This is a genomic window from Ercella succinigenes, from assembly GCF_900002895.1.
In genome coordinates this window covers 13,681-34,357 of sequence record NZ_CDHP01000065.1, presented here as the reverse complement: position 1 = coordinate 34,357, position 20,677 = coordinate 13,681, and the positions used below count along the sequence as shown (strand labels likewise).

At 33.7% G+C, this 20,677-nt stretch carries 24 protein-coding genes and 1 pseudogene; 5 read left to right on the top strand and 20 right to left on the bottom strand.

What is annotated here, in order from left to right; translation table 11 throughout:
* The 10 genes and pseudogenes from AC0KSB_RS13935 to AC0KSB_RS13890 all read right to left on the bottom strand — a co-directional run.
* On the bottom strand, positions 1–590 hold a 590-nt coding region (locus AC0KSB_RS13935; protein ID WP_472310335.1), incomplete at its 3' end, for a DUF7010 family protein.
* 50 nt (positions 591–640) lie between these two features.
* Positions 641–1,567 (bottom strand): GNAT family N-acetyltransferase, encoded by a 927-nt coding sequence (locus AC0KSB_RS13930; RefSeq protein ID WP_472310333.1) that lies wholly within the window; start codon positions 1,565–1,567, stop codon positions 641–643.
* Between the two features lie 66 nt (positions 1,568–1,633).
* Complete coding sequence (locus AC0KSB_RS13925) at positions 1,634–2,326, bottom strand: aspartate/glutamate racemase family protein (RefSeq protein ID WP_472310339.1); 693 nt, start codon at positions 2,324–2,326, stop codon at positions 1,634–1,636.
* 176 nt (positions 2,327–2,502) lie between these two features.
* Positions 2,503–3,042 (bottom strand): DUF1697 domain-containing protein, encoded by a 540-nt coding sequence (locus AC0KSB_RS13920; RefSeq protein WP_472310331.1) that lies wholly within the window; start codon positions 3,040–3,042, stop codon positions 2,503–2,505.
* 212 nt (positions 3,043–3,254) lie between these two features.
* Positions 3,255–3,407 (bottom strand): hypothetical protein, encoded by a 153-nt coding sequence (locus AC0KSB_RS13915; RefSeq protein WP_472310329.1) that lies wholly within the window; start codon positions 3,405–3,407, stop codon positions 3,255–3,257.
* Positions 3,408–3,435: 28 nt separating this feature from the next.
* Complete coding sequence (locus AC0KSB_RS13910) at positions 3,436–4,068, bottom strand: Vat family streptogramin A O-acetyltransferase (protein WP_472310337.1); 633 nt, start codon at positions 4,066–4,068, stop codon at positions 3,436–3,438.
* Between the two features lie 152 nt (positions 4,069–4,220).
* Positions 4,221–4,508 (bottom strand): annotated as a pseudogene (locus tag AC0KSB_RS13905) (GrpB family protein); the annotation flags it as partial.
* A gap of 92 nt (positions 4,509–4,600) precedes the next feature.
* Positions 4,601–5,176, bottom strand: coding sequence for an MBL fold metallo-hydrolase (locus AC0KSB_RS13900; RefSeq protein ID WP_472310327.1), 576 nt, complete (start codon positions 5,174–5,176; stop codon positions 4,601–4,603).
* Positions 5,177–5,293: 117 nt separating this feature from the next.
* Positions 5,294–5,683 carry a DUF134 domain-containing protein gene (locus tag AC0KSB_RS13895; protein WP_472310325.1) on the bottom strand — a complete coding sequence of 130 codons (390 nt, stop codon included), beginning with the start codon at positions 5,681–5,683 and terminating at the stop codon, positions 5,294–5,296.
* A gap of 49 nt (positions 5,684–5,732) precedes the next feature.
* Positions 5,733–6,029, bottom strand: a complete 297-nt coding sequence (locus AC0KSB_RS13890; protein WP_472310323.1) for a DUF5320 domain-containing protein — start codon at positions 6,027–6,029, stop codon at positions 5,733–5,735.
* A gap of 214 nt (positions 6,030–6,243) precedes the next feature.
* Between AC0KSB_RS13890 and AC0KSB_RS13885 the strand changes: the two genes are divergently transcribed.
* The gene (locus tag AC0KSB_RS13885) at positions 6,244–6,621 is read left to right on the top strand and encodes a BlaI/MecI/CopY family transcriptional regulator (protein ID WP_472310321.1); all 378 of its coding nucleotides are present in this window, start codon (positions 6,244–6,246) and stop codon (positions 6,619–6,621) included.
* Positions 6,614–8,512, top strand: a complete 1,899-nt coding sequence (locus AC0KSB_RS13880) for a M56 family metallopeptidase (protein WP_472310319.1) — start codon at positions 6,614–6,616, stop codon at positions 8,510–8,512. The genes AC0KSB_RS13885 and AC0KSB_RS13880 overlap by 8 nt, the downstream gene beginning before the upstream one ends.
* 173 nt (positions 8,513–8,685) lie before the next feature.
* On the opposite strand, the gene AC0KSB_RS13875 is transcribed toward AC0KSB_RS13880, so the two are convergent.
* Together AC0KSB_RS13875 and AC0KSB_RS13870 are read right to left on the bottom strand one after the other, a co-directional pair.
* On the bottom strand, positions 8,686–9,186 hold the full coding sequence (locus tag AC0KSB_RS13875; RefSeq protein WP_472310317.1) for a DUF7000 family protein: 501 nt from the start codon (positions 9,184–9,186) through the stop codon (positions 8,686–8,688).
* A gap of 177 nt (positions 9,187–9,363) precedes the next feature.
* On the bottom strand, positions 9,364–9,753 hold the full coding sequence (locus AC0KSB_RS13870) for a hypothetical protein (RefSeq protein ID WP_472310315.1): 390 nt from the start codon (positions 9,751–9,753) through the stop codon (positions 9,364–9,366).
* Between the two features lie 210 nt (positions 9,754–9,963).
* Between AC0KSB_RS13870 and lexA the strand changes: the two genes are divergently transcribed.
* The gene (gene lexA, locus AC0KSB_RS13865) at positions 9,964–10,593 is read left to right on the top strand and encodes a transcriptional repressor LexA (RefSeq protein ID WP_472310313.1); all 630 of its coding nucleotides are present in this window, start codon (positions 9,964–9,966) and stop codon (positions 10,591–10,593) included.
* Here lexA and AC0KSB_RS13860 read toward each other — a convergent pair.
* From AC0KSB_RS13860 to AC0KSB_RS13850, 3 genes are all read right to left on the bottom strand, one after another.
* Positions 10,555–10,881, bottom strand: coding sequence for an RNA chaperone Hfq (locus AC0KSB_RS13860; RefSeq protein ID WP_472310311.1), 327 nt, complete (start codon positions 10,879–10,881; stop codon positions 10,555–10,557). The two genes, lexA and AC0KSB_RS13860, sit on opposite strands and share 39 nt — an antisense overlap.
* A gap of 88 nt (positions 10,882–10,969) precedes the next feature.
* Positions 10,970–13,573, bottom strand: a complete 2,604-nt coding sequence (locus AC0KSB_RS13855) for an efflux RND transporter permease subunit (RefSeq protein ID WP_472310309.1) — start codon at positions 13,571–13,573, stop codon at positions 10,970–10,972.
* 128 nt (positions 13,574–13,701) lie between these two features.
* Positions 13,702–14,286 (bottom strand): TetR/AcrR family transcriptional regulator, encoded by a 585-nt coding sequence (locus tag AC0KSB_RS13850; RefSeq protein ID WP_472310307.1) that lies wholly within the window; start codon positions 14,284–14,286, stop codon positions 13,702–13,704.
* A 246-nt stretch (positions 14,287–14,532) separates the two neighbouring features.
* Between AC0KSB_RS13850 and AC0KSB_RS13845 the strand changes: the two genes are divergently transcribed.
* Together AC0KSB_RS13845 and AC0KSB_RS13840 are read left to right on the top strand one after the other, a co-directional pair.
* Positions 14,533–15,246, top strand: coding sequence for a TetR/AcrR family transcriptional regulator (locus AC0KSB_RS13845; protein ID WP_472310305.1), 714 nt, complete (start codon positions 14,533–14,535; stop codon positions 15,244–15,246).
* 13 nt (positions 15,247–15,259) lie between these two features.
* Positions 15,260–16,024 (top strand): alpha/beta fold hydrolase, encoded by a 765-nt coding sequence (locus AC0KSB_RS13840; RefSeq protein WP_472310303.1) that lies wholly within the window; start codon positions 15,260–15,262, stop codon positions 16,022–16,024.
* 7 nt (positions 16,025–16,031) lie between these two features.
* On the opposite strand, the gene AC0KSB_RS13835 is transcribed toward AC0KSB_RS13840, so the two are convergent.
* The 5 genes from AC0KSB_RS13835 to AC0KSB_RS13815 are packed head-to-tail and all read right to left on the bottom strand — an operon-like array spanning position 16,032 to position 20,599.
* On the bottom strand, positions 16,032–16,493 hold the full coding sequence (locus tag AC0KSB_RS13835) for a DUF3795 domain-containing protein (RefSeq protein WP_472310301.1): 462 nt from the start codon (positions 16,491–16,493) through the stop codon (positions 16,032–16,034).
* A gap of 11 nt (positions 16,494–16,504) precedes the next feature.
* The gene (locus AC0KSB_RS13830; protein ID WP_472310299.1) at positions 16,505–17,056 is read right to left on the bottom strand and encodes a GNAT family N-acetyltransferase; all 552 of its coding nucleotides are present in this window, start codon (positions 17,054–17,056) and stop codon (positions 16,505–16,507) included.
* Positions 17,057–17,099: 43 nt separating this feature from the next.
* On the bottom strand, positions 17,100–17,465 hold the full coding sequence (locus AC0KSB_RS13825; protein WP_472310297.1) for an ACT domain-containing protein: 366 nt from the start codon (positions 17,463–17,465) through the stop codon (positions 17,100–17,102).
* A 39-nt stretch (positions 17,466–17,504) separates the two neighbouring features.
* Positions 17,505–17,993, bottom strand: coding sequence for a prolyl-tRNA synthetase associated domain-containing protein (locus AC0KSB_RS13820; protein ID WP_472310295.1), 489 nt, complete (start codon positions 17,991–17,993; stop codon positions 17,505–17,507).
* A 20-nt stretch (positions 17,994–18,013) separates the two neighbouring features.
* The gene (locus AC0KSB_RS13815) at positions 18,014–20,599 is read right to left on the bottom strand and encodes an HD domain-containing phosphohydrolase (RefSeq protein ID WP_472310293.1); all 2,586 of its coding nucleotides are present in this window, start codon (positions 20,597–20,599) and stop codon (positions 18,014–18,016) included.
* Positions 20,600–20,677 lie beyond the last annotated feature (78 nt).

Genomic DNA, 20,677 nt, shown 5'->3' with positions numbered 1-20,677 from the left:
TAACACTTTTCAATTGCCAGGTCTTTTTCTTCCTTTAGAACACTTGATTTCCCCAAAAAAGCGAATATAATCAGAATAAAACCTGTTACCCAGCCTCCAAGGCTAAAAATAGCAGGCCCATAAATAGCAAGTCCTGTTCCAATTATTATCAGAAGTATCGAGAGAACACCAAACATCTTCATTCCATATAACGTTATGAACGGGATATAATGAGATCCTACGACAATCATGGCTGCTGGGAAAAACCACAGAGGACGGTATAGAATGACTGCACCAACTAACAAAAAATTAATAGGTACAGTAAAGGCTACCTGTGAGCCTAACCCCCATAACACATTCTCATCAGAAACTTTTGCAGGTCTGCCAATTAAGCGTAATATTAATTGTGTAAGCGGAAAAATACCCATACTACCGAAAAAAAGAAATACCATTCCATGGTTTTGTGAAACAATAACACTAACCGCTGAAGCCCCTAACCATATCAGTCCAGAAACAAGCTGTCCTGCAAATCCTCCTAGAAATGCCGAGCGCATTTCCCTCTGAGATGTTGAAATACTAGTTTTTTCCCCTAAACCTAATTTTTTTATCATTGTATCCCTTTCATCATCTTATTTTCATAAGAAATTGCAGCTTGCATATCTTAGTCTAATCTTTGCTTTTCCAGATATACAAGATTTAAACCATCATGCACTGTTTGAACTTTAAACCTATGGTAGCCAAGCTTTTCGTAAAACGCAAGATTTTTTTCGCTTAAATGCCCTGTGAAAAGCTCATACCGTAAACCATCAAAATATTTTTCTATGGACAACATTAACTTTTTGCCAATTCCTTTGTTCTGATAATCTGGGTGCACAATTAACCTACCTATATAGCAAGTTCCTTCTTTTTCAAAAGCTCTTACAGATCCTACTATTTTTTTATCTTCAATATATTTTAGTATGATTGAGCTTTTTGCCTCTTCTTTTAGCTCATCCAATGTCTGCAAAAGTGGAGGTATATTGTAATCACCATAGATCTCCGCTTCGGTTTGATAAGCAAGCTTTTGAAGGACAAGTATATCTTTGAAATCCTGTAAATTAGCCGTACATACTATATTAGAATCTGTATTTATTGGAATTGTAGAATTCTCATATATTCTGGATTCTGCTCCCCAGGGATGGAATCCATGACCTATATATACCCAGTCATATCTTTCATAATAACCATTGTGATCGGTACTAAGATATAATTTTTTATAGCCCAGTTTTGCAGCTTCAATTCTTCCATGCTCTAAAAGCTTTGCCCCTAAACTCTTACCTCGGTAGTGTTCTTCCACAAATAAAGCACACAACCAAGGTGATAAATCCTGTCGACTTATAAAATCATTTGTTATGAGACCATAACTGCCTATTATTTCATCATTTTTTATCATTAGAAACCAGCGTGGCAAAGGACTTTTTGTTGTAATGCTGTTGCTTATGCAGTCTTCATAAATCCTTCTATCTATGTCCCATTTAGCTGTAAAATAATCAATAGCTTTTGTCAGATATTCTTTATTTTCCCTAACTCCAATAATCTTAATATCCATTTTATACCTCCTCGCCGTATGACTATTTTTGCTTTGAACCTTAAGCTATTAGATAGTGATTTTTTGTTATTCAGAAATTGCAAATAATGCAGCATTTTTAGCATGTATATAGGTGGTGTCAAAAACAGGCAATTTAGTGTCATTTTGTTTTATCAGTAATCCTATTTCTGTACATCCAAGAATAACTCCCTGAGCGCCTTTATCTCGCATCAGATTAATAATGCGTAGATATTCTGCTTTGGAATTTTCATTTATAATTCCTAAACAAAGTTCTTCATATATTACGCTATTAATAATTTCAATATCTTGATCATCAGGAATTAAAACTTCTATGCCGGCATTAATAAGTTTTTCTTTGTAAAAATCTTCTTGCATTGTATATTTAGTACCAAACAGTGCAACCTTTTTTATTTGTTTATCATTTAGCACTTGTGCAGTTGCCTCCGCTATATGAAGGATTGGAATACAAATCTTAGTTTGTATTTGAGGAACAATCTTGTGCATTGTATTTGTACATATCACAATGAAATCGCAGCCGGCTTTTTCAAGTTTGATTGCAGCCAAGGATAAGATGTCTGCACTTTTTTCCCATTCCCCTTTTGCTTGGCATTCCTCTATCTCCTGGAAATCTACACTATATAGCAAAACTTTTGCTGAATGAAATCCTCCCATGTTTTCTTTTACAACATTATTTATTATCTGATAATAAGTAACAGTACTCTCCCAACTCATTCCACCAATTAAACCAATTGTTTTCATTTTGTTGTTGAATTTATTAAGCATAATATATTCCTCATCATTTTCATCAATAATTTTAAAACTAACTTTATTTTTATGATATGTAATCCTCTACATGATATATCTAAATAAGGCTTCCAAGTGAATCTGTTACCTGCTATTTTTATAGCATTAATAGGTCATTTTACTATCTTTTATTACATTCCAACTATTTTTTTTACTGTGTTTGCTGTTCGTATTGTAATCATATCACTCATATTTGAACTGGCGGTCTCCCTCCACCAATTTGTCTTTTGATAATCCTTGCGACTAAAAGACCAGAAAATAGCATTTTTATAATGATACACTTTCTCATATTCCTCTTTAGGCTTTCCAACATCATTATAAAACTCGTCATAAGATAAGGGAGGAAACATAAAAATAAGGTTATCATATATTTCTTTGTTATTATCTCCCCACCAATCGGGAGCATTATTTAATACATCTTCCAACTCTTTTTGTGAAATAACAAAAACTGGTATATCCAATTCAAACTTGTTTTTTATCAACGCTTTTATTATGTTTGCGAGAGTAGCTATATCATTTACATCACTTGAAAAGACAACATTCCCACTATTAAGGTGTGTAGAAACTGCTGTGTAGCCTAGCTCTACAAAACTTTCTTTCAATTCAGACATAGTTATCTTGTTTTTACCGCTTATATTGATACCTCTTAATAATGCAATGTATCTTTCCATATATCAATTTTACTCCCACAAAATCCGATTTGTCACTAACAACTATATTTTTATGCTATGTTTACCTTTGTCCCACATTTGATTATACTCATGATCTTATTTTGAAAGATTCTGTATAAAACGTTCTATTTCAATTGATATTTTTTCATAAGCATGATTATGAATATAATGTGGAATATCTAAAGAGATAATTTCTCCATTTGCATTTGCACTTATAAAATCTTGTTGAAAGCTTTGCCAAGTATCTTTATCATAACCAGTTCCTCCACTTCCATCAGAAACAAATTTAATAAAGTGCTTGGAGAAACATATCTAAGAGTGGCTATTGTTTCTGGAAACAGATCATTATCGCTCGAACAGTTCATAATTGGTAAGCTTCAGATAAACGACGTATCATTTATTCATTAATTGCTCTACCCCTACTTCGGATGTTAGCATTTCAAGATTATTAAATATTTCCTCTTCGCTCCAATTCCACCACTCTAGCTTTATCAAGAATTCAGTCTTTTCGTCACTAAAGCGTTTTCTGATTAATTTAGCTGGATTCCCACCGTGTATTGTATATGGTTCAACGTTTTTTACCACTGTTGAGTTAGCTGCAATAATTGCACCATCTCCAACTTTAACACCGGGTAGAATAGTAACATTTTGACCTATCCAAACATCATTACCAATCACTGTGTCACCCTTAAAAGGAAGTTGTTCTATTGTAGGAGTCACCTTTTCCCACCCGCAGCCAAAGATATTAAAGGGATAGGTTGTAGCTCCATCCATTCTATGATTTGCACCATTCATAATAAACTTAACACCCTCTGCAATTGCACAGAACTTGCCTATAATGAGTTTATCACCAAGAAATTCGTAGTGGTGCTCTATATGATCATAGAATTTCTCAGGAGATTTATTATTATCGCTATAATAAGTGTATTCACCAATTTCAACATTTGGTCTTTTCGGTAGATTACTTATATAGCAAACCGTCTTTATATTTTCATTTGGATAAAGCTTTTTCTTATCTGGTCCCATCATTGAATATTGGCTCCTTTTTATTTATATTGTTCTCAGCATACATTAAAGAGAAGCCTGCTTCAAACATAAAAAATTCAGCCGATCTTTTCTGCAAAGCTTAAATATGCTATTTATCATATTTTATACGCTTATATGTTTTTTTGACTGCTCTATGGCAATTTTTGAAACCTTTCGGCAAAGCCCTCTGGTGTGTAGCCCTTATTAAAGTCCATGCGTTTTTCGCTCTGATCCATGCAGATATAACCAATTTCCAGCAACTTTTTCTTAATAGCTTTATGCTCCGCAAGTGGAGCATCCGCCAATATATCGATGATTGGTTTGGCACAGATGCCGTTGATGGCAGTACTACCGATATGGTAAATCCGGACGTCCTTCGGCAAAAAAGAGGACAAAAACACCTGCTCTTCTTGATACCAATCCTTCCAGTATTCTTTGTGCTCTGATAATTGAAAAGGTCATTGCCATGAAAATTACAGGTAAAACAGGAAGCAGTAACTTGAATATTGCTTTGCTCCATAGTTAATTCCTACTACTTTACAATCCCATTATGAGCACAACCTGCAACCAGCACCAAATTCCCATTTTCTTTGATTATCAGGTTTTGTTCATGAGAAAAGTCATCCAGTTTAAATGATTCTCCAACCTTCATGAATAAATCCTGATTGCCCGATGGGTTTAGTCTAGTCCCTTTTACACCTGAGAATATTTCAAGCTCTTCATCAATAACAACTTTCCCTTCCACAAAAACAAAGCGGTCATTCGGCAGCAGTGCTTTGCCTATACCAATGTATTTCTTTTCACCATTCGGTCTATTTGCATAGTAACCATCAAAAGCCTTTTTGTTGAGATAAATTTTTGCATTACTATTCAGATCAAGGAAAGTTTTGAGACCTCCACCATGATCATAATGTCCATGAGAAATAATCACTAAATCTACCTTTGACAAATCAATCTGCATTCTTCTTGCGTTTTCTGCAAATAGCGCACTGGCTCCTGTGTCAAATAGGAGCTTATGCTGCTTGGTTTCTATATACAAACTAAGTCCATGCTCGCTGCCTAAAGCTTCAGAAAAAGATATATTTTCCACAAGGCTTTTTATAATCATAAGCTTTACCTATTACTTTCTTTAAAAAGCATCTTTATCGTCAATTGGTGCACGGTCAAAAAGATATACATACACTTCTTTCCATTGTTTTTTCATCTGCTGGCATTGCTAATTTCATTAGATATTTTTCTCGTTATCGTTTTGACCATCTGCAAAATTTCTTCCACATCTATTTCTTCGACATCTACCGCAACCATGCATTCGCTCATTTTCATTGTAAAGTTGATAATCTCCACCTTCAATCTTAAGAAGTTTCCCATTCACTAAGGACTCGGCGATTTTCCTGCGTGCATCCTTGTAAATATTTTGAACAGTAGCACGTGCAACTTGCATCTTTTCAGCAGATTCTTCCTGAGTCAAGCCTTCAAGATCTATAAGCCGGATAGCCTCATATTCATCAACTGTCATCATAATAATTTCATTTTTAATATCTGATCCATTAAGCGGTCCATACAAGTTGCTTTCTGGCAAACAACATACTTTTCTCCATTTTCTTGGTCTTGGCATTACTAATTCACCTCATTTTGACAACATAAGTAACAGGGGAATTACCCTGTTACCTATTAGCCTCAGACATACTTTCTAATTGTTTGCTGACCATGTCTAGTCTTTTTTGAAGGAGCTCTTTTTGCTCTGTCAAAATTTCTTTGTCAGATAACACAACCGTTTCTCCAGTGAAAGATCTTCCAAAACTTCTCCTGCATCCATAGCCTGCTCCAAAACCTAATCCTCTGACACTTCCTCTACCGAATCCAGTGGCATATCCGCCTATATTCGCTCCATTACAAATTCCTAAACCTCTTCCTCTCATTGCTCCACGACCCATTGGGCCTGTTACATCTTTTCTAGGCATATCTATCGCCTCCTAATAGTTTTTGGCATATGTTATTTATAATTTCATTATAAACTGTTATTGGCATATGTCAATAACTTAAACTGATACCCCAAAACCGTGATTTGGAATAATATGAGTATATGCAGGAGATGTCCCATGAAAGAACGGTTGCAAATCTGGTCTAAATATAATAGACTGTGATTAGTCTAATGTGTTTAGATTGGAGATGACTATGATTAAAGATATAACACTTACTGCTGCAGAAGAAAAACTTGCAGCTTTGATATGGCGGGACGCACCGTTGACCTCGCCCGATTTGGTTGCACTAGCAAAGCGAGAAATGGGTTGGAAAAAATCAACGACCTACACAGTGTTAAAGAAACTTTGTGGTAAGGGCGTATTCAAAAACGAAAATGCGAAGGTATCAGTTGTGCTTACTCGAGATGAACAAATTGCTCGACAAAGCCGCCGCTATGTAGAAGATACTTTCGGCGGGTCGTTGCCGAAATTCATAACTTCATTTTTTGGCGGCAAGAAATTAACTCCGGAACAAGCGAAAGAATTAAAATATTTGATAGAACAACATGAGGAGGACAGTAATAATGGATAAACTGTTCCTTACAATTATAAACATGAGCTTGACCGGAGCATTTGTTATTGCGTCGATATGCTTTGTCCGTTTGCTGCTCAAAAATGCGCCGAAAATCGTCTCCTATTGCTTGTGGGCAGTAGTGGGATTCAGGCTTGTATTCCCTTTTTCAATTGAGAGTGTTTTCAGTTTGATACCTTTCAAGGCGCAGACGATACCGCCAGATATAGTAATGCAGCAAGTGCCGCACATTGACAGTGGTATACCTTTTGTAAATAGCGCTGTCAGCAGTATTCTTCCCGCTGCCACACCAACTGCAAGCATAAATCCATTACAGATATGGACAACAATCGGTACGTTTGTTTGGCTTATTGGCGTTGCAGTAATGTTTGTTTACGGCATAGTGTCTTTTGTTATCCTCAAACGAAAAATGAGAACAGCAACCCATATTGAAGCAAATATCTACGAAGCGGAAAATATTAAATCCCCTTTTTTATTAGGTGTTTTAAAACCCAAAATTTATTTGCCCGTTGGCTTATCAGGTCAAGAAAGAAACTATATTCTTCTGCACGAACAGACGCATATCCGGCGGCATGATCACATTGTAAAATTCGCAGCATATTTCATTTTGTGTTTGCACTGGTTTAATCCGTTGGCATGGGTGGCGTTTTTGCTGATGGGTGTGGATATGGAATTATCCTGCGATGAGCGCGTGTTGAAAGAAAAAGGCGGCGAAATTAAAAAGAATTATTCATTGTCGTTGTTATCTTTGGCTACGGAACGGCGCTTTATCGGCGGCAGCCCCCTGGCTTTTGGAGAAGGCGGTGTGAAAGAGAGGATAAAGAACGTATTGAATTTTAAAAAACCGTCTCGTGTGATTATCATCGTATCAGTGGTGTTGGTTGTTGCATTAAGTATTGGGTTTGCGGTTAATCGTGCCACGGATAAAAGCATCTTGGATTTAATCATGCCAATGTCCATGAACAACGTTGATAAAGAGCCGCATTTTGCCGGAACTGTAACCGAACTATATGATAATGCTATCCTCGTAAGTGTTAACGAGGGTGAAGACGAACGCAGAAGCAGTGATATGATCAGAGTCTCTCTAAACGTGAAATTGAAAGACAGTATGACCAATTTTACCGTTGGTGACAGAGTAATCGTCTATTATAACGGTGAAATCGCAGAGTCCTATCCGGCACAGGTAAACACCGTTTATGCAATTGTATTAATAAACCGGGATGATTCGAATGAAACGATGGACGCAGATTCGTCCGCCTTTTCATATGAGTCACAGTCTATAACTCTTGAAGATGTGCGAACCCTTGCTAAAAAGGGAGATGGACTTTTATTTGAAGATTTTCAGAAATACGAAGGTGCAAACGTTAGCTCAAACTTTGACAACTATATCATGGTCTATGGTGTTGAGGGCGGCTATCGTTTAATCGTAAGCTCAAATCAAAGTGGCAAGCCGAACAGTGTAAATCTTGAAAGTATTTGGGCAAACAGCGGTAGTGGTATCGACATCAGATATGGAGATATCGATGAATTTTTGAGCAAATGGCCTATTATTATGCAGGTGAAAGATGGCATCGCTACACCATCGGGGGCAACCATTACACTCAAAAATTTTACGGGGATCGAATATACATACGGCGAAAGTTACACTGTACAGCGTAAAACTGATAATGGATGGATAGATGTTGTACCGATCCTCGAAAATTACGGGTTTACCGCTATTGGATATATATTACTACCAATGGAAAGCGAAGAAATTATAATCGACTGGGAATGGCTTTACGGCACACTTCCCACCGGTGATTATCGAATTGCTAAAGAAGCGTTATTCGTTAAATCTCAGGGCGACTATGACACATTCGCATTATATGCAACATTTTCAATTGTCAAATGAGTACATATAAAATGCCAGATGAATTTGACAAATTTCTTAAGAACATTGTTCGATAGTTGATATCGTTCTATCTTAAACATTTTAAATCACCCCGCATAATCTTAAAAGCCTAGTCATAACTGCCTTAACTGAGCTGATTTTCTATCATTTTCTGTTAATATGTCAACCTCTAATCAAATTTGATTTTGAATTGATAGGCGCTCATTTATTGTCGATACAAATCTTTTTACGCCTTGATCGATATTATCTATCAACAAGGCTTGATCATCAAAATCTGGTTTAGGTGTCAATGTGCACTCAATTATAGCATCTGGATTATTAATATCATGGAATAGATCTGCATCACCTGAAATATTACTGCTAATTATAGATGCGTAACTTTTGGCAATATCCCTGTTCCGAGCAGAAAGCCATACTTCAAAGGTTCCCTTTTCATGCAAGTAGACAATAGCAATTTTTAAACCTTTATCTTTTAATGGTTTTGTGTTTAAAGAAAAATAGGACATATCCATATAGCCTTGATATATACTGCTTACATCGTATTGTGGGTGTTTTTTGATAAACTCAGTTCTTAATTTCCCTAAAAATTCTAAAATTGCTTTATACGCAATTTGTATTTCGCTTTGTTGTAAATTATTAGTATACTTCTCAATCAGCTCGTTCAGAGTCTTCATGCTTCGCCTCCATATTATAAAGACGGAATGTTATCTAGGGTTCTTCATCTGTAGCTTCATCTGTAACATTATATGTGACATCGTCAATTACAATAACTAATGATGTTTCTGATGTGGTTTCATCCGAGTCCTCGTCTAATGTGTCTCTTGCAGGTTGTGTTAAATCTGAAACACTATCTATGCCGACGATCTTTCGATCTTTCTGAGTTCAGAAAGATCTTTGAACGGATTGTGCATAATAAACATCAGTATTAAGATCAGCGCTGCTATAATTAAAAACAGAAATTTTCTCAATAATCTTTGTTGTCTTTCCGCCTGTCTTTTACGATCGATTTTGGCAACTGTGGTGTAACCTTTTAATCTATAAACTCTTTCTCTGCTTACTCTTCGGATTTTTTGCGAATTTTTGCTGCGATATCCAGAAATAAAATCTTTGACATTGTTAGGCAGCTCAGAAAAAAAACGACCGATATTACGGCCAAGTCTGGCTAACAGCACTTTTATCTTATCTACATTGGAAAGCTGAGGTTTTCCAGGTCTATAATTATCAGGACGATGATTGATCATATGGATCCTTTCACAGACAGAATATCTAACGAGATTATAGCTTATTTCTCTGTTTTTTTCATCTATCTGTGTCAAAAATATCAAATGTCCATACGAATTATATACAATAGTTGCTTTTTTCAACCTCTATACCGAACAAAAGTTTGACAAACAAGGGGGCATTTGCTAGTATTTGAGTAGTTGTATTAAAAGATTTAGCTGGAGGTTTTTATGTCTACTTATCATTTTACCAGAGCAAATGTCGATCAGACAGTAGATAGAGTATATAATTTTATAGTAGATTATATTAACGATAATGGTTATCCGCCTGCTGTTAGAGATATTTGTGCAGGAGTGGGTATAAAATCAACCTCCACTATACACAGTCATTTGAAAAGACTGCAGCAGTCTGGGAGAATTGAATATTCTTCTGGTAAAAGACGTGCAATTACTATCCCTGACAATGAACAATCAAGAGTAAAACAAATGCCTTTGCTTGGTCAGGTTACTGCCGGGGCTCCAATTCTTGCTCATGAAAATATAGAAAGAACACTTCCCTTTCCAGCTGATTATTTTTCTGACCGTGATGAAGTTTTTGCCTTGAAAGTTCGCGGAGACAGTATGATTGAAGCTGCTATTCTCGATGGAGATATAGTTATTGTGAGGAAACAGAATACCGCCAATAATGGCGATATTATAGTGGCTTTAGTTGGAGATGAGGCTACAGTAAAGACTTTGGTAAATAAGGACGGTAAAATAGTTCTTATGCCGCAAAATCCAGCCTATAACCCCATACCTTTCGATCGTCCTGATTGCAGAATATTAGGAAAAGTCTGTGGCATATTCAGGACAGATATTTAGATCATTTGTTTCTGCGATTATATCGTGTTTGTAAGATTCATTGAAAATATAATTAACCTCCGATAATGGATTGATTGCTACAGCTGCGCTTTTATATACAAGATGCTGTCTGGCATTTTCTTGCATAATTATAGAAGTGCTGTCAAATCCTATAATCTGTCCCTTTTTTGAAGAATTATCCAGTAATTGTACTACCACTGTAATTTTCTCTCGACGACAATAGTTTAAGAATACATCTTGTAGTTTAATTTCTCTGTTATTTCTTGATTGATTATTGGGTCTGTACATTTCAACAAACCTCCTTTAATTTATTAATCACAGATTAGTATAATTAAACAATCCTAAGAATCGTATATTCTGGAAGATAGGTTTATTTTCACTTTGAATAACACTCTTTATCAGAGGTTTGTTTTTTGTTAAAGAGTGAATATAATGCTGGAATCAGAGTCAATGTCAGAGTCAAGCATAAAACCATACCAATAATGGTTACAAGACCGAAACTTGAAAGACCAGGATGATTTATGAAATATAAGCTGCCAAAACCTATTAATGTTGTTATTGTGGTCATGACAACTGCCTTGCCTGTATGAGCCAGTATATGTGGCAAATCTTTATCTTCAGTATTTTTTATCCTATGAAGCAAGTGAACACCACTGTCAATTCCTATTCCTACCAATATCGGGAAAGCAACTATACTAAATATATTAAGATCATCCCCAAGAATTATTGGTGCGATACCTAATGTCATGTATATCATCAAAACAAGTGGTATTAACAGCGTTATTGCATCTCTAACTCTTTTGAACATAATAAGTAGAATAACAAATAAGGCTCCCAGGCAAAAAAGACTAATTCTTACAATATCATTTTTGGCATATTCTGTAACTTCATTCATGATTGCAGGCAGACCTACAGGTGTTCTTCCTGATGTCTCATATATAGCATCAGTTATATTTTTGTAGTTTTCATTGTCCCAGATATTTACATCTGGAATAACTTCAATACTAAGTTTTCCTTGCTTACCTACATAATTTGTCCTTATATCTTTGGGCAATTTATCATAAGTGAGTTTTTCTTCGTCCAAAAAAAGTTTTTCAATATCTATTTCACCGAAAGCCCCGATATTTTCTTTGCTTTCAGTAGTCATAATTTCTGTTATTGTTTTTTTCATCAATTCATAGCCTTCTACGGATTCATCAATTCCTTTTTCCGCAAGTGTTTCAATTAAGCCATTCAAAGCATAAACCATTTGTGCTTTAGAATCAGCTTCATTTTCTTGAGGCTTTTGTCTAAGTGCATTATTAAATTTTTGCAGAACAGAAATTTTATAATCCTGATCTTCGGGCATATAATTTAGAATTGAATCTAACTGTCTGATATCATCTCTACTACTTAATTGTTGAGATACCTTTTCCAACTCATCAATATTGTCTACCATAAAGACAAGCGTAGTAGGGTTGAATTCAAATTCTTCTTCTACAATGTCAAGCCAGTATAAACATTCCATGTCTTTGGGATATATTTCGGATATGTCTGTTTTAATTTTTGTATTTAGAACATTACCTGCTAAAAAAATAGCAGCAACTATAAATAAGACAATAATTATCAGAGGTTTTTTTTCAATAATTTTGGCAACAGGCTTTAAGAATTGATAACATGAACTTTTTATTTGTTTTTTTGAACTGTTTTTCAAATCAAAAAGCAAAATAATTGAAGGCATAATGAATATCATTGTTATACATAAAAGAATTATTCCTGCACCGGATATCACTCCCATTTGTGTAAATGCAGTAAACTTTGCTGTCAGAAAAGTAAAGAAGACTATTGCAGTAGTTATGGCTGCTACGAATATGCCCGAACTGGTTTTTCTAACGGTTGTAGATACTGCAGATGAAACATCAAGCCCTCCTTCCCTTTCCTCCAGATATCTTGATATTATATGTACCCCAAAATCTATGCCTAGTCCTAGCAACAAGATAGCAAAACTTATTGAGAACATATTTAGATTCTGGTATACCAACCATGCAAAAGCTGTGGATAAGGCTGCTCCCAGTAATAGTGGATATCCTGCCGATAAAGGTAGAATTAATCTTCTAAAAGACAATACTATAAATGCAATTATTAAAATAAATGTGATTGAAGCAGTAGATAAAAAACCATCAAACATAGTTTTATCTGCTTCGTAATCTTGTACAAAAGCACCGCCCGTATAACCTACATTCAGCGCATACATACTCTGATCTTTCACCTGTAAAATACTATCTTCCAGTATGTTAAAAAACAAATCCCTGTCTTTTACATAGTCATCTGAATTTATATTAGGCTTAATAATCATCAGATATGTATCTCCGGTTTCTGATACTATATAGCCTGTATTATCTTTTTCAGACTCAACATAACCAAAAAGCATTACAGAAAACAATTGCTCCATCTCTTTTTCTGAAAGCTCCGCAGGTAAAACAATAAGTTTGGCAAACCCATTCAAAAAATCCTCTTTTTTCATTTCCGGTAATTGCTCAAATCTTTGCAAAAACAATTCTGACAAACTTATAAAATCTTTTTTTGCCAATAGCTTTGACAAAGAACTGTTTTGATTATTTATTTCTGTATCTAATTCTTTATAATAATTTTTGTCTATATATAAATGAAGATATTCTTCGATTTCAGACATATCTACTTTATACAAAATACTGCTAATAATGTCTTTGGTTTTTAATTCTTTTTCTATTTCCTGCAAGAAATCTTCGCATTCTTTTTCCTCGCCTTGCACTACCAATAAAACATTATCTTGTGATTCGAAATATTCCTCAAATTCACTACTTGCCTGTAGACTTTTGCTATCTTCAGGCAACATACCTTCCATGCTGGAATCCATACCAACTTTCATAGCCATTAATATTGAAAAAATAAAAATTATGGTGCTTATGAGTAAAATCAGTTTATATTTTTTAATTATTACTTCAGATATTTTTTTGAACACAATCTTACCTCCACTTGTTTTAACGCAAAGCAAATATGCTTAAGGAAAATAATCCCTTAAGTTTGCTTAGCATAATTTGCTAAATCAACTGCAATCATATAATTGAAAAACTGAATACACTATTAAATCTAGGTTAATATATCCTTAATAATTTGCTTAACCTCTTCTTTCACAGCATCAACATTATCTGGAAAATCATATAAAATTGCTTTTTCTAAAATTTCATGGGTAAGTTGAAAAAGAATTCCTGCATATAACTTTGGTGGTTTCGGTTTAATAATCCCTTTTGCAGCTGCTTTTTCCAACCATTTTTCAATAGTATTCATGGAAAACCATAAATGTGCGAAATCTTCTTTGAATTCAAGTGTCCTCATTATGTTTGCATCATGAAAAAGTTTCATAATATTCGGATTTTTTTTTATAAATACAATCAAGGGATCTATAATTTTATCTATATCTTCAAGAGTAGGGTTTTCCGTATCCAGTCTATCGATATACAAATTAAAATCGGTAAAAGTCCTCTCAGCAATTTCCTTTAATACATCTTCTTTTGTCTCAAAATAGAGATAAAATGTTCCCTGAGCCACTCCCGCAGATTGAACTATTTCCCAAACAGGAGTCTTTTCAAAACCTTTTTGGCAGAACAGTTCCTCGGCACTATCCATAATTCTTTTCTTGGTTGCAGCACTTTTTTCTTTTTGCTTAGCGGTCATAAAATGTCTCCTGATTGCTTACCAATAAATTTTATCTCAAAATTATAAATATGACTGTCAATCACATTTATATAATACTATGGTGTAATTATGTATTCAATGTATAAAAAGACAAAAACAGTCAGTTATTTTGTTTGGAAAAAAACTTGACACAATTAAAATTTAACTACATAATGACTACATTACAAATACAGTCATTAAAAAACAGTTTTATAACTATAGAAGAATTATAAGAGAGAGATTTTGATGATGAATCCTTTTGATAAATTAGATTTAACTACATATCAAAAAAGGACTCTTGATATTCTTGAAATATCAGAGTCTATCTTATTAAGATATGGTTATTCAAAAAGTACGATAGATGAAATTGCGGCTGCTGCTAAATTAGGCAAAGGTACAATTTATTTGCATTGGAAAAGTAAGGACGAGCTGTTTCATGCACTTTTTTATAAAATATCAGTAGAGATTTTAAGTCAAATAATAACAGAAGTAAAAAATAATAAAGATTTAGTTAGTTTTGATAGATTGATATCCTTAATATATAAAACTTGTTGTGACCGAGAACTTATTGTAGCTTTATTTACAAAAGATAATAAGCTTTTAGGTCGTTTTTTAGATAGCAAAAACACTTCACAATCTCAGAAAGCCAAATTCCAGAGTCTTCTGAACAGTTTGCAAATGTATAGGGAAAATAATTTGATAAAAGAGGATATGACGGTCGAAATTCAAGCTCACACTGTAAATATGCTATTAATTGCTATCTTTTCTTACGATAATTATACAATTCAAAAAATCAGTATAAATGAAAAAATTGAAATTTTGGAAAAATTAATAAAAAACACTTTTGTTCCTGAAACAAACATTGAAATTGAAGACCATTTTTTTGAATACATAGTGAAAGCTTTACAAGAATTGCAAAACTTTTATATTGATCAAATTTTCAGCAAAACTATTAAGTAAGGATGTGATTTTTTTGTCAGAATTAGTAATTAATAAGACTAAAATATATTATGAAGTAAAAGGTGAAGGATTCCCAATTATATTTACTCATGGAGCGTCTTGGAATCATATCCAGTGGGAAAAACAGGTCGAGTTTTTTAAAGAAAAATTCAAAGTCGTTACATGGGATGTACGAGGACATGGTTATTCAAGTTTACCGGAAGGTGCCGTTGATTCTGAAGATTTTTGTTCTGATCTCATTGCACTAATGGATCATTTAAGTATTGAAAAAGCTATTTTGTGTGGACTTTCAATGGGTGGACATATTTCTCTTCAGACAGCAATTAAATACCCTGATCGTGTAAAATCTCTTATTTTAATTGGTACTCCCTGCAGTAACACCCTTAATCTATATGAAAAAATATTTGTCCCGGTTAACCGCTTCAGTAATAAGCTGATTTCTATGAAGCTAAATGGTAAGCTCCAGGCAAAAATGCTTTCAAAAATAACTCCTGAAATTTATAACTATGTGGTAGAAGCATTTTCTATGCTTACTAAAGATAACTGGATTCGTATTTGGAATTCTGTGACAAGAATGGAAAGCAAAAATGATCTGCATAAGGTAGAATGTCCCACTTTGCTTTTAATAGGAGATCATGATACATTGACAAATAAACACCAACCTTATATGCATAAGCTCATAAAAAATTCTGTTCTAAAAACCATAAAAAATGCACATCACGGTACAAACCTGGATAATCCGGAAGCTGTAAACGAGGCAATTATGAATTTTATTTAAATTTAAATTATTCGTCTCGACTCCCCTGCTCATTCCAGCGATATTTTTTATTGCTAATCAGGATGTTGATATCACACTTCATACATAGTCCGTTATGACAACAAACTGCACTGCCACACTTTGGGCAGCTCCATTTCTCTTTTTCTTTGTTCAGAAAATTTTCTGTTCCGTTTTCTTTAATATAGTTAAGATTTTCGATCATGCTCATATGATATTTTGTCCGATAGCGTTTATCCAGAACTTTTAACCGTTTACAGGGATAATTTTTACACTCAAAGCAGAATCTGATTTTGCCTTCTCCCAGTATCTGACACCGGTCTGCCATATGAGTACAATTTTTGCCTCTGGGAATACAGCCTGCACAATATGTTTTGTGGAAGCCTTTCTTGTTTAAATCATTCTCTTTGAACTGATAAGCGATACATAAGCTGCAGTTCATACCACATGGAGCTATAAGATTTTCTTTCATAAGCATTAAACCTAAATATCAGTGTTTTGCTTTTCCCATTGAGATCTGGTAATAACAGTGATATGTTCAGTACGGATATCATTCATTAATTCCCACTTAATATTTTTGTCAGAATGATGATACTGAAAACCACACTTTTCTTGAACTCTTTTGGATTTTTCATTTCCATCAAAATATCCACACCACAATTGTATCATTCCTAAATCAACAAATGCATATCTCATAAGTTCTCTTACAGCTTCTGGAATTATGCCTTTCCCCCAAAATGGAACACCTATCCAGTAACCTATTTCAGCTTCATTATCAGAAATATTTATATTGCTTTTTTCGCCAATCAGCAAGCCTATACTGCCAATTGCTTTGTTGTCCTTCTTCAAACACACGGCATAAGTTTCACTTGCAGACAATATAGTTTTTATGATTTCAAGACTATTATCTACACTTGTATGCACCGGCCAACCTGCTATAGGGCCTATTAGCGGATCCTTAGCATAAGTGAAAAGGCTATCAGCATCATCTTCTGTCCAAGGACGTAATATTAATCTTTCTGTCTCTAAACTCAATTTGCTAACCTCATAATTAATAATTTTTTCTTTACTAAGCTTACTATATTATTTCATATCCTGCATCTTTTAATTCATTAATTGCATATTCAAAATTTTCTGATTTCGTCAATATATAATCAGTATTGAATGTTGATATTGCAAAAATACCTATTTTTTTATCAGCAAGTATCTTAGAAATTTTAGACAAAATACCGATTAACGAAAAATCGAGTATGCCTTCAATCCTAAAAGCTTTCCATGTTTTATCAACTTCTATTGTATTTGCTGGAATACGGTCTATACTGCATACCAGTGATATTTCCTCATCAGTTTTGCCAATAAAATAGATATCATCTGTTAAATCTATTTTCGATAAGTTTTCCAATTTGCATATGGCAAAATTATCATTAATAATCTTTAATTTCAATATACGGTACCTCGTTTTCAAATTCCCTTTAATCACACTTTATTCAAAAGAGGTCATTAAAACAACATTCCCATGATTTTCTATTAATCTTATTACATCTTTAACATCAATAAATATTGTCGCATTATTTTCTATTGGATGAATTCCTATTCGCTGATTTTTCAGGTTTTTATCAAAAACAACTATTACATTTTTTTGTTTGTTATTTAAAATACCTAATGGTGTTACATGACCTTTTTTCAGCATCAAATATTCCCAAAGTTCATTTTCATTAGCAAAGCTTAGTTTTCTGCTGGGAATTTTTTCCGCCATTGTTTTTAAATTAAGTGATTTATGTCCTGACATTACAATCAGATAAAAATTTTTCTTTTTATCGTCGCGTAAAAATAGATTCTTTACAATTTCATCGTTATATGGAAGATTAAGAGCCTCCATTTCTTCAATGGTATAGGCAGGAGTATGATCATAAACTTCATAATTGAAATTATTTTGATTTAGCAAATCGTAGATGTCTTGTTTATTTAACATTTCAAAATCCTTTTTGTCTTTTACTCAAATAAACTGATAAATATTTTAGCTATTTCCGGATCAAATTGTGTCCCTGAACATCTTTTTATTTCTTCCAAAGCTATTTCTAAGGTCATGCCTTTTCTATATGGTCGATCAGAAATCATTGCTTCAAATGCATCTGCGACACAGATAATTCTGGCAATCAGGGGTATATCTTCCCCTTTTAAACCTCTTGGGTATCCTTTGCCGTCATATCTCTCATGATGTGCCAAAACATATTCTGCAAGAGAAGAATATGCGTCAACAGATTTTAGTATCTGATAACCGCTTTCCGAGTGTTTTTTTATTTCATTATACTCTTCTATTGTTAATTTTCCAGGCTTGTTCAAAACATCTTCTCTAACGGAAATTTTGCCAATATCGTGAACGAGTCCGGCCGTTTCAATTTCTTTTATTATTTGCGAGTTTAATGACATCGCTTCTCCAATTTTTCTTGACCATTCACTAACTTGAACAGAATGTATTTTTTCTCGTTCATTTTTTTCGTTTAATGTTTGCATAATTACTTGTATGGTTTTGTTTCTCATGCTTTGGCTATCGACAATTTTTTTTCTGAACATATGATTTTCGGCTTTTGTATAAATTTCTCTAAATGTTTGCTTTAAGGAGTTTCTAATTTCCCAGCCAGATGAAATTGAAATAACTATATTCTCCAGTTTGTCTTTATTGATTTTCTGATGAAGTTTATCGTCAATCTCTTCAGCTTGAGCTTCATTACAATTTGGACAAACTATGATGAACTCATCGCCACCAATTCTTGCGGCAAACCCATCTTCAGAGCAACACGTCTTAATATTTGCTGTGACTTTTTTTAGAAGTTCATCGCCTAAGAGATGGCCAAATGCATCATTTGTTAATTTTAATCCGTTAACATCAATCATAATAAATGCCATTGGCAAGAATTCTTGTTTGTTCATTTTTAAAAGTTCTTCTTCAAAATATCTGCGATTATATAGGCCGGTTAGATGATCCTTGTAGCTTAGTTCTAGAATTCTTTCTTTATCAATTTTTTCAAGAGTTATATCGCGAACAATTGCTAAAACCTGATTATCATCGCTGCAAACCATTCTGGTCTCAAAATATTTTTGCTGATTATTTATCATTAGTGTGTATTCAAAACTTGCGATTTTTTCTGAAGACAAGGCTTCTTTAATACACTTTATTGCAGCATCAGCAATATCTTTTGGTAATATATCAACAATGTTTTTGCCAATGAACTCTTCTTTGGCAAAAATCAACTGGTCATTATGATTTGTTTGACAATCCAGAAAATTCCCCTTTGAATCATAGACGAACAAAAGATCTGGCAATACGTTTAAAATTGCATTATTTCTCTTTTCGCTTCTTTTTAACTGTTTATTCGTATCCAGCAATATTTTTTGCTGTTGTTTAAGTTCTTGTTCATATGCTTTCAATTGTTCCAAAGTTGCTACCAGCTCTTCATTTGAATCTTTTAGTTTTTCTTGATTATATTTCAGCTGGTAAAAATAATCTTCTGCCTGACTTAAAACAGTATTTATAGACCGCCTGTTTTCTACAAACGGATCATTTTCTTTTTCCGGCAAACGATACTTTAAATTATCAACTAATGATATGTTTTTTATTTCCATCTCTAAATTAATAGCAGGTTCTATTACTAAATTCTTTTGTAATCTAAGCATCAAAAGAAACATAGCGGCCAACAAAGCGATTGCAATTGCTAAACCCAAATTCCACTGTGTTTTATAAGTTGTATATGCTGTTTGAGGTATAAATACTCCTAGTATTATATTTGTTCCTTCTATTTTCGATAAATAGCCATAACCTTGCTCACCATTAATGCTGGTAGGAATAATTTTATCTTCCAGATTATTGAAAGCCATGGAAAATTCGCTTGATACATCTTTTAAATCGATCTGCTTTGCTTCTAAAAAACCGGAATGTTCGATGATGGTTTGATTTGAATCGACAAGGAAAACCTGACTGAAATTATCATTATGATTAGTTATCATGCCAATTATTGTATCTAAAGACAGATCAGCACCTACTACCCCCAACAAATCAGATTCCTGATTATAAACCGGTTTGGCGATCGTTATAATATACTTATCATTTGAAGCATTTATATAGATATCTGTAAAAATTAATTCGTTTTCATTTTTAGCTTTTATATACCAAGGTCTGGTTCTTAAATCAAAATCAGCAGGTGGAATCCACCCGCTGGCATTTATCATTTTATTATTTACAGAGCCCAAATATAATGATGATAATTCTTCGTCATTAGAAAGAATTTCTTTTAAATAGTTCAATAGTCTGGCTTCTTCGAAATAATTAAAATGCATATCTTCATCAAAAAGATTGTCGCCAGATTCAATATAGTGAGCTACATTATCTACAGTTTTTGCTTTGATATGTAATTCGGAATTTATGCTTTTAGAAATATAGGCACTTTGGGTTAATAAATGTCTCTGAATTTCATCTGTTACAAAAGTATCCAAAAGTCGAAAGGTGATAAATAATCCAATGACTATTATAAAAGAAATAAAAAGTCCAATTGCATAGAATTTCAAAACATACTTTTTCATTTACCGGATTTTAATTCCTTCCATATTATAAGCACAAAGATGATACTTTACTACTTAACCATCAATTCCAACTGATGT

Excerpts from the sequence above, each read along its gene's own strand:
- AC0KSB_RS13920 (WP_472310331.1), bottom strand. The coding sequence starts at position 3,042 with ATGGAAAGATACATTGCATTATTAAGAGGTATCAATATAAGCGGTAAA.
- AC0KSB_RS13820 (WP_472310295.1), bottom strand. The coding sequence starts at position 17,993 with ATGTTAAATAAACAAGACATCTACGATTTGCTAAATCAAAATAATTTC.
- AC0KSB_RS13895 (WP_472310325.1), bottom strand. The coding sequence starts at position 5,683 with ATGCCAAGACCAAGAAAATGGAGAAAAGTATGTTGTTTGCCAGAAAGC.
- AC0KSB_RS13875 (WP_472310317.1), bottom strand. The coding sequence starts at position 9,186 with ATGAAGACTCTGAACGAGCTGATTGAGAAGTATACTAATAATTTACAA.
- AC0KSB_RS13880 (WP_472310319.1), top strand. The coding sequence starts at position 6,614 with ATGGATAAACTGTTCCTTACAATTATAAACATGAGCTTGACCGGAGCA.
- AC0KSB_RS13925 (WP_472310339.1), bottom strand. The coding sequence starts at position 2,326 with ATGAAAACAATTGGTTTAATTGGTGGAATGAGTTGGGAGAGTACTGTT.
- AC0KSB_RS13870 (WP_472310315.1), bottom strand. The coding sequence starts at position 9,753 with ATGATCAATCATCGTCCTGATAATTATAGACCTGGAAAACCTCAGCTT.
- AC0KSB_RS13910 (WP_472310337.1), bottom strand. The coding sequence starts at position 4,068 with ATGGGACCAGATAAGAAAAAGCTTTATCCAAATGAAAATATAAAGACG.
- AC0KSB_RS13890 (WP_472310323.1), bottom strand. The coding sequence starts at position 6,029 with ATGCCTAGAAAAGATGTAACAGGCCCAATGGGTCGTGGAGCAATGAGA.
- lexA (WP_472310313.1), top strand. The coding sequence starts at position 9,964 with ATGTCTACTTATCATTTTACCAGAGCAAATGTCGATCAGACAGTAGAT.
- AC0KSB_RS13915 (WP_472310329.1), bottom strand. The coding sequence starts at position 3,407 with ATGAACTGTTCGAGCGATAATGATCTGTTTCCAGAAACAATAGCCACT.
- AC0KSB_RS13885 (WP_472310321.1), top strand. The coding sequence starts at position 6,244 with ATGATTAAAGATATAACACTTACTGCTGCAGAAGAAAAACTTGCAGCT.
- AC0KSB_RS13930 (WP_472310333.1), bottom strand. The coding sequence starts at position 1,567 with ATGGATATTAAGATTATTGGAGTTAGGGAAAATAAAGAATATCTGACA.
- AC0KSB_RS13860 (WP_472310311.1), bottom strand. The coding sequence starts at position 10,881 with ATGTACAGACCCAATAATCAATCAAGAAATAACAGAGAAATTAAACTA.
- AC0KSB_RS13900 (WP_472310327.1), bottom strand. The coding sequence starts at position 5,176 with ATGATTATAAAAAGCCTTGTGGAAAATATATCTTTTTCTGAAGCTTTA.
- AC0KSB_RS13850 (WP_472310307.1), bottom strand. The coding sequence starts at position 14,286 with ATGACCGCTAAGCAAAAAGAAAAAAGTGCTGCAACCAAGAAAAGAATT.
- AC0KSB_RS13835 (WP_472310301.1), bottom strand. The coding sequence starts at position 16,493 with ATGAAAGAAAATCTTATAGCTCCATGTGGTATGAACTGCAGCTTATGT.
- AC0KSB_RS13815 (WP_472310293.1), bottom strand. The coding sequence starts at position 20,599 with ATGAAAAAGTATGTTTTGAAATTCTATGCAATTGGACTTTTTATTTCT.
- AC0KSB_RS13845 (WP_472310305.1), top strand. The coding sequence starts at position 14,533 with ATGATGAATCCTTTTGATAAATTAGATTTAACTACATATCAAAAAAGG.